We start from the raw sequence: 7,060 nt of genomic DNA on the forward strand, positions 1-7,060 counted from the left end.
CGTGCCGCGGCGCACGCCCCGGTTCACCCGAACGGGTAGCTCCGCCAGGGCCGCCAGACCTCGTCCGCGCCGAAGCGGGAGAGGCCGAAGCCCGGCACCGGGAAGTCCGCCCGGAAGTCGCGCGCCTGCTCGTACGCCTGGTCCAGCACATCGTCCGGCAGACCGTGGGCGACCGTCACGTGCGGGTGGTACGGGAAGGCCAGCTCGCGGGCCAGCGGGCCGGAGCGGATGTCCGCCTCCAGCAGCCGGCACTCCTGTGCGCCCTCCTCGACCCGGACGTACACCACCGGGGAGACCGGGCGGAAGGTCCCGCTTCCGTGCAGCAGCATCCGGAACGGCCGGTGCGCGGCCGCCACCGCCGCCAGGTGCTCCTCGATCTTCGGCAGCAGCTCGGCGGGCACCTCGGTCGGCGGCAGCAGGGTGACGTGCGTGGGTATCGACCGGGCCAGCGGATCGCCGTGCCCGGCCCGGGCGTCCTGGATCGCCGTGCCGTACGGGTCCGGAACGCTCACGGACACGCCGATGGTGACGACCTCGGGGAGGTCGCCACCATCGGGCAGGCGTGTGAGGGGAGTCACCGCTTGGCGGCCGGGAGGAAGCCGATCCGGTCGTACACCGTCTCCAGCGTCACCGACGCCACCTCACGGGCCTTCTCGGCGCCGATCGCCAGCACCCGGTCCAGCTCCGCCGGGTCGTCCAGGAAGCTGCGGGTGCGCTCCTGGAACGGGGTCACCCACTCGGTGAACAGCTCGGCCAGCTCGGTCTTCAGGGCGCCGTACATCTTGCCCTCGAAGTGCTCGACCAGCTGGTCCACCGACTGGCCGCTGAGCGCGGAGTGGATGCGCAGCAGGTTGGAGACGCCCGGCTTGCCCTCCTCGTCGTAGGAGACGACGGTGCCGGTGTCGGTGACGGCGCTCTTGAACTTCTTGGCGCTGGCCTTCGGCTCGTCCAGCAGGCTCACCAGGCCCTTGGGCGAGGAGGCCGACTTGCTCATCTTGACGGCCGGGTCCTGGAGGTCCTGGATCTTCGCCGTCTCCTTGAGGATGTACGGCTTCGGGACCGTGAAGGTCGGGCTGTAGCGGGTGTTGAAGCGCTCGGCGATGTCGCGGGTGATCTCCACGTGCTGGCGCTGGTCCTCGCCGACCGGGACGGCGTCCGCCTGGTAGAGCAGGATGTCCGCGATCTGCAGGATCGGGTAGGTGAACAGGCCGACCGTGGTGCCCTCGGCGCCGTAGCGGGAGGACTTGTCCTTGAACTGGGTCATCCGGGAGGCCTCGCCGAAGCCGGTGAGGCAGTTCATCACCCAGGCGAGCTGCGCGTGCTCGGGCACGTGCGACTGGACGAACAGGGTGCAGTTGTCCGGGTCCAGGCCGGCGCCGAGCAGCTGGGCGGCGGAGACCCGGGTGTTCTCGCGCAGCGTCACCGGGTCCTGCGGCACCGTGATCGCGTGCAGGTCGACGACCATGTAGAAGGCGTCGTTGGCCTCCTGGAGGTCCACCCACTGGCGCACCGCGCCCAGGTAGTTGCCGAGGTGGAACGAGCCGGAGGTGGGCTGGATGCCGGAGAGCACCCGGGGACGGTCCTTGACCGGACCGGTGACCGCTGCGTTGACCATGCGCGCCATTGTTCCAGTTCCACCGCTCGCTCAGGAAACCTCCGCCCCCGCAGGCTCGGCCAGTGTGACCGCACTCACCCCCACCCGGGCGATCCGCCGGCCCTCCACCTTGGCCACCGTCAGCAGCACCTCGCCGCCGCCCTCGACCGGGACGCGCGCCTGGTCGCCGTCCCGGGGAAGCCGGCCGAGCGCGGCCACCAGACAGCCCGCCACCGTCTCGTACGGGCCCTCGGGCAGGACGAGGCCGGTCTCCTCGGTGAAGTCGCCGAGGTTGAGCAGGCCGTCCAGCTCCATGCCGCCGCCGGCCAGCCGGCGGGTGGGGGCGGCCTCCGGGCGGTCGTACTCGTCCCGGATCTCGCCGATCACCTCCTCGACCAGGTCCTCCAGGGTGACGATCCCGGCGGTGCCGCCGTACTCGTCCACCACGATGGCCAGGTGGTGGCCCTCCCGGCGCATCTCGCCCATCGCCTCCAGCACCAGCTTGGTGCCGGGCAGCAGCTTGACCGGGCGGGCCAGGTCGCGGACCTTGACGGCCTGCTCGCCGCGAGCGCCGTACAGGTCGCGGACGTGGACGAAGCCGACCACCGCGTCGGCGCTGCCCTCGACCACCGGGTAGCGCGAGTGCGGGGAGGTGTCGGCCTGGTGCCGGACGGCGGCCAGCGGGCGCTCGGCGTCCAGGAAGGTCACCTCGGTGCGCGGGACCATCACCTCGCGCAGCTGGCGCTCCCCGGCGGAGAACACATCGGCGATCAACGCCCGTTCGTCGCTCCCGAGTTCGGTGTTCGCGGCGACCAGGCCGCGCAGTTCCTCGGAGCTCATCGAGCCGCGGCCGGCCGTCGGGTCCCCGCCGAGCAGCCGGACCATCAGGTTGGTGGAGTGGCCGAGCAGCCAGATCACCGGCCGCAGCACCACCGACATCACGTCCACCACCGGGGCGGCGATGACCGAGATGGACTCGGCGCGCTGCAGGCCGATCCGCTTGGGGGTCAGTTCGCCCAGCACCAGCGAGGCATAGCTGATCGCCAGGGTGAGGCCGACCAGGGCCACCGCGTCGGCCATGCCCTCGGACAGCCCGGCCCGGACGAACAGCGGGGCGACCTTGCCGGAAAGGGTGTCCGCGCCGAAGGCGGCGGACAGGAAGCCCATGCAGGTCACCCCGACCTGGACGGCGGCCAGGAAGCGGTTGGGGTCGGCCGCCAGGTGCGCGGCGCGGGCCGCGCGCCGGGTCCCGCGCGCTTCCAGCGTCCGGATCTGGCCCTCGCGCAGCGAGATCAGCGAGATCTCGGCGACGTTGAACAGCCCGCCCAGCAGGATGAAGACGAGGACGAGCGCGGCGTCCCCGAGTGTTTCGCTCACAGCGGGCCAGTGTAGGGCGGCCGGAACCGGCCGGGGCCGGACACGACGGCGACCCCGGGCGGACGCGGCGGCGGATCCGGGGCCGGACACGTCGGCGGCCCGCCGCTTCCGGGAGGGAAACGACGGACCGCCGGTGAAGCCGTGCGGGGCGGGCTCAGATGAGGCCCAGCTCCTGGACCGCGTCGCGCTCCTCGACCAGCTCCTTGACCGAGGCGTCGATGCGGGCGCGCGAGAAGTCGGAGATCTCCAGGCCCTGGACGATCTTGAACTCGCCGTCCTTGGTGGTGACCGGGAACGAGGAGATCAGGCCCTCCGGAACGCCGTAGGAGCCGTCGGAGACGACACCCATGGAGGTCCAGTCGCCCTCGGCGGTGCCGTTGACCCAGGTGTACACGTGGTCGATGGCGGCGTTGGCGGCCGAGGCGGCCGAGGAGGCGCCACGGGCGTCGATGATGGCGGCGCCACGCTTGGCGACGGTCGGGATGAAGTCGTTCTCCAGCCAGCCCAGGTCGCTGCCGACGGCCTCGAAGCCCGGCTTGCCGGCAATCTCGGCCTGGAAGACGTCCGGGTACTGGGTCGCGGAGTGGTTGCCCCAGATGGTGACGCGCTTGATGTCGGAGACCAGGGCGCCGGTCTTGGCGGACAGCTGGCCGACGGCGCGGTTGTGGTCCAGGCGGGTCATCGCGGTGAAGCGCTCGGCCGGGACGTCCGGGGCGTTGCGCTGGGCGATCAGGGCGTTGGTGTTGGCCGGGTTGCCGACGACCAGGACCTTGATGTCGTCCGCGGCGTGGTCGTTGATGGCCTTGCCCTGCGGGCCGAAGATGCCGCCGTTGGCCTGGAGCAGGTCACCGCGCTCCATGCCCGCGGTGCGCGGACGGGCGCCGACCAGCAGCGCGACGTTGGCGCCGTCGAAGGCCTCGGCCGGCTTGTCGGTGATGGTGATGTCGCGCAGCAGCGGGAAGGCGCAGTCGACGAGCTCCATGGCGGTGCCCTCGGCCGCCTTGAGGCCCTGCGGGATCTCCAGGAGGCGCAGGTTCACCGGCACGTCGGCGCCGAGCAGGTGGCCCGAGGCGATGCGGAAGAGCAGCGCGTAGCCGATCTGACCGGCCGCTCCGGTGATGGTGACGTTGACGGGGGTGCGAGTCATTTCTACCTTCTCCAGCAAATCGCCAGGCGCCCCAGGCACACCGGCGCTGGAGCCAGGATGATCTCTCGACATCGAGAGACCGGCGTCAGGTTATCGCAAAGGGAAGCGTACGCCGGGTGTCCCGGCATGGCTGATGCATCACAGAAGAAAGGCGGCCCCCGCCCGCGCCCTGGGTTTCCATGGGCGGGCGGGGGCCGTCACGGGCCCGCGGAGCGGTGTCCGGGGCTCACTGGGCGCCCGGAGCTCCGTGCCTGGGGCTCGGCGCCTGGGGCTCAGTGCCTGGGCCGGCCCATCAGCTGGCCGATGTTGTCGAGCAGCGGGATCTGCAGCCACGGGTTCGGCTGCGCCACCAGGGTCAGCAGCACGATCGAGATGCCCAGGAAGCTCAGCACGATCACGTCGGTGAAGCGGCTGCGCACCGCCAGCATCCCGACCTCGGGCAGCACCAGCCGCAGCACCGCGCCGAGCAGCACGCCGGCGCCGAGGATCAGCAGCCCGTACTTGAACCCGTCCTTGAAGTCGGCGAACCAGGTGACCGCGAGGCCGGCGCCGACGACCAGCAGGACCAGCGTGATCGGCCACTGCCGCACCGGCAGGGCGTGCTCGCGCCCGAGGGCCGCGGCCGAGCCCTCGGGCGGCAGGGTGCCGGTGGTCTTGACCGGCCTGCGGCGGGACCGTGCCGGTCGCGGTTCAGTCATGCTCGCCGTCCCTGGGGTGTCAGATGCCGGCGCGGCGCTCGGCCGCCTCGACGATGTTGTTGAGCAGCATCGCGCGGGTCATCGGGCCCACGCCGCCGGGGTTCGGGGAGATCCAGCCGGCCACCTCGGCCACGCCCGGGTGCACGTCGCCGACGATCTTGCCCTCGCTGCGGCTGACGCCCACGTCCAGCACCGCGGCGCCCGGCTTGACGTCCTCCGGCTTGACCAGGTGCGGCACGCCGGCGGCGGCCACGATGATGTCGGCCTTGCGCAGGTGGGCGCCGAGGTCCCGGGTGCCGGTGTGGCACAGGGTGACGGTGGCGTTCTCGCTGCGGCGGGTCAGCAGCAGGCCGATCGAGCGGCCGACGGTGATGCCGCGGCCGACCACGACCACCTCGGCGCCGTTGATCTCGACGTCGTGGCGGCGCAGCAGCTCGACGATGCCGAGCGGGGTGCACGGCAGCGGGCCGTCGATGCCCAGGGCGAGCCGGCCGAGCGAGGTCGGGTGCAGGCCGTCGGCGTCCTTGTCCGGGTCCATCAGCTCCAGGACCGGGTTCTGGTCCAGGCCCTTGGGCAGCGGCAGCTGGACGATGTAGCCGGTGCAGGACGGGTCGGCGTTGAGCTCGCGGACGACGTTCTCGACGTCCTCCTGGGTGGCGGTGGCGGGCAGCTCGCGCTGGATCGAGGCGATGCCGACCTCGGCGCAGTCCTTGTGCTTGCCGTTCACGTACCAGCGGCTGCCCGGGTCGTCGCCGACCAGGACGGTGCCGAGGCCGGGCGTGACGCCCTTCGCCTTGAGGGCCGCCACGCGGGCGGCGAGTTCGGACTTGATCGCGGCGGCGGTGGCCTTGCCATCGAGAATCTGGGCAGTCATGACCCCATTCTCCCGGATCGCCGGGGGTCTCCGTACCGAGGGCGGCGGCTCCGGTCCGGCGAGCGGTCCGGGACGGCGGGGCGGTCCGTCCGGGCCAGTGCGGGTGGGCGTCCCGGCGGAGGCGGGAGGACGCCCCGGCGGCAGCGGGAGGACGCCCCGGCGAACGGGCGGACGGGCGGACGGGCGGGAGCGCAGGTGAACGCGGGGGTGAACGGACGGGTACGAAGGTCCGCCGCACATTGCGGTTGCGCCACAGTCTGGGCCCGGCGCGCGGAACCGGCTGGACACGGCCCCGTCGTCCGGATGACGATAAGCGGGCATTCCCGCCGCGTACCGGCCCGGTGACGGGCCGACGGACACCGCGGCGGGGCGTACCCGGGGGAAAGAGTCAGTGAGCCGATCACAGCAGAACGAGCAGTCCGACCGCGGCGGCACCGTCCCGCCCGCACCGTACCCGTCGGCCGTCTCGCATCCCTGACGCTCACCACACCGCCGAGCCGCGGCGCCCGTCACCGCCGCCGGGCTGTCACCCCGCTCCGCTAACGTCCCCTTCGGCCGGTGACCCGACCGACCGCACCGGGCCGTCAGCGTCCCGTCCCCGCGTCCCCGCAACTGCCCGGAGGCATCCATGAGTTACCCGCCCGACCCGAACAACCCGTACGGCCAGCCGCCGGCCACCCCGCCCGGCTACGGCTACCCGCAGCAGGCCCCGCCGCCGCAGGCCGCCCCGGGCTACGGCTACCCGCAGGCCGCCCCGGCCTACGGGTACGCGCCGGTGGCCCCGGCGTCGATGCCGGGCCTGATGACCGCCGCCCGGGTGCTGCTGTTCATCGTCGGCGGTGTGCAGACGCTCGCCGCGTTCGGCTACGTGATCCTCGGGGCGGTCGCCAAGGACGCCACCAACCAGGTCAGCAAGACCACCAGCGACGACTCGTTCCTCGCGCTGGGCGACGCGGTCGGCGGTGTCCTGATCGTCGTCGGCGTGCTGTTCGGGCTGTTCGCCGCGCTCTCCATCACGCTCGGCGTGAAGTTCGGCAAGGGCGGCAACGCCGTCCGGGTCACCACCATCGTGTACGGCTCGCTCGGCGGCCTGGTCGGCCTGCTGATCCTGCTGGGCGCCCTCGGCGGCGGCTCCGCGACGGGTCTGATCGCGGGCCTGCTCTGGCTGGCCGTCAGCATCATCTGGATCACCGCCATGTGCCTCCAGGACAGCGTCAAGTGGTTCAACCGGCCCCGGTACTGACCGGCGCGCACGGCAGAGCGGCCCGGCCCCCTCCGAGGAGGGGGCCGGGCCGCTCTGTCGTTCCGTCACGCCGTCACGCCGTCGGCGGGACCGGTGTCAGTGGAAGAAGTGCCGCGCACCGGTGAAG

General features: G+C 72.4%; 7 protein-coding genes. 1 reads left to right on the top strand and 6 read right to left on the bottom strand.

The genetic code is table 11. The features are described from left to right. Window positions 1-23: 23 nt before the first annotated feature. The 6 genes from ACIQ87_RS25295 to ACIQ87_RS25320 all read right to left on the bottom strand — a co-directional run bounded on the left by ACIQ87_RS25295 (window position 24) and on the right by ACIQ87_RS25320 (window position 5,690). Window positions 24-512 carry a 2'-5' RNA ligase family protein gene (locus ACIQ87_RS25295; RefSeq protein WP_402410333.1) on the bottom strand — a complete coding sequence of 163 codons (489 nt, stop codon included), beginning with the start codon at window positions 510-512 and terminating at the stop codon, window positions 24-26. Between the two features lie 62 nt (window positions 513-574). After that, window positions 575-1,570 carry a tryptophan--tRNA ligase gene (gene trpS / locus ACIQ87_RS25300; protein ID WP_402410356.1) on the bottom strand — a complete coding sequence of 332 codons (996 nt, stop codon included), beginning with the start codon at window positions 1,568-1,570 and terminating at the stop codon, window positions 575-577. A 75-nt stretch (window positions 1,571-1,645) separates the two neighbouring features. After that, window positions 1,646-2,971, bottom strand: a complete 1,326-nt coding sequence (locus ACIQ87_RS25305) for a hemolysin family protein (protein WP_402410335.1) — start codon at window positions 2,969-2,971, stop codon at window positions 1,646-1,648. A 154-nt stretch (window positions 2,972-3,125) separates the two neighbouring features. Next, window positions 3,126-4,118 (bottom strand): malate dehydrogenase, encoded by a 993-nt coding sequence (locus ACIQ87_RS25310; RefSeq protein ID WP_402410337.1) that lies wholly within the window; start codon window positions 4,116-4,118, stop codon window positions 3,126-3,128. 272 nt (window positions 4,119-4,390) lie between these two features. Then, window positions 4,391-4,816 carry a DUF3017 domain-containing protein gene (locus ACIQ87_RS25315; protein ID WP_392914406.1) on the bottom strand — a complete coding sequence of 142 codons (426 nt, stop codon included), beginning with the start codon at window positions 4,814-4,816 and terminating at the stop codon, window positions 4,391-4,393. A gap of 19 nt (window positions 4,817-4,835) precedes the next feature. Continuing rightward, complete coding sequence (locus ACIQ87_RS25320; RefSeq protein WP_392867187.1) at window positions 4,836-5,690, bottom strand: bifunctional methylenetetrahydrofolate dehydrogenase/methenyltetrahydrofolate cyclohydrolase; 855 nt, start codon at window positions 5,688-5,690, stop codon at window positions 4,836-4,838. 628 nt (window positions 5,691-6,318) lie between these two features. On the opposite strand from ACIQ87_RS25320, the gene ACIQ87_RS25325 reads away from it, so the two are divergent. After that, the gene (locus tag ACIQ87_RS25325; RefSeq protein ID WP_402410339.1) at window positions 6,319-6,933 is read left to right on the top strand and encodes a hypothetical protein; all 615 of its coding nucleotides are present in this window, start codon (window positions 6,319-6,321) and stop codon (window positions 6,931-6,933) included. The last annotated feature ends 127 nt before the right edge of the window (window positions 6,934-7,060 follow it).

Origin of the sequence: Kitasatospora sp. NPDC096204 (assembly GCF_044763205.1) — a bacterium.
In the GTDB taxonomy this organism is placed as follows: Bacteria; Actinomycetota; Actinomycetes; order Streptomycetales; family Streptomycetaceae; genus Kitasatospora.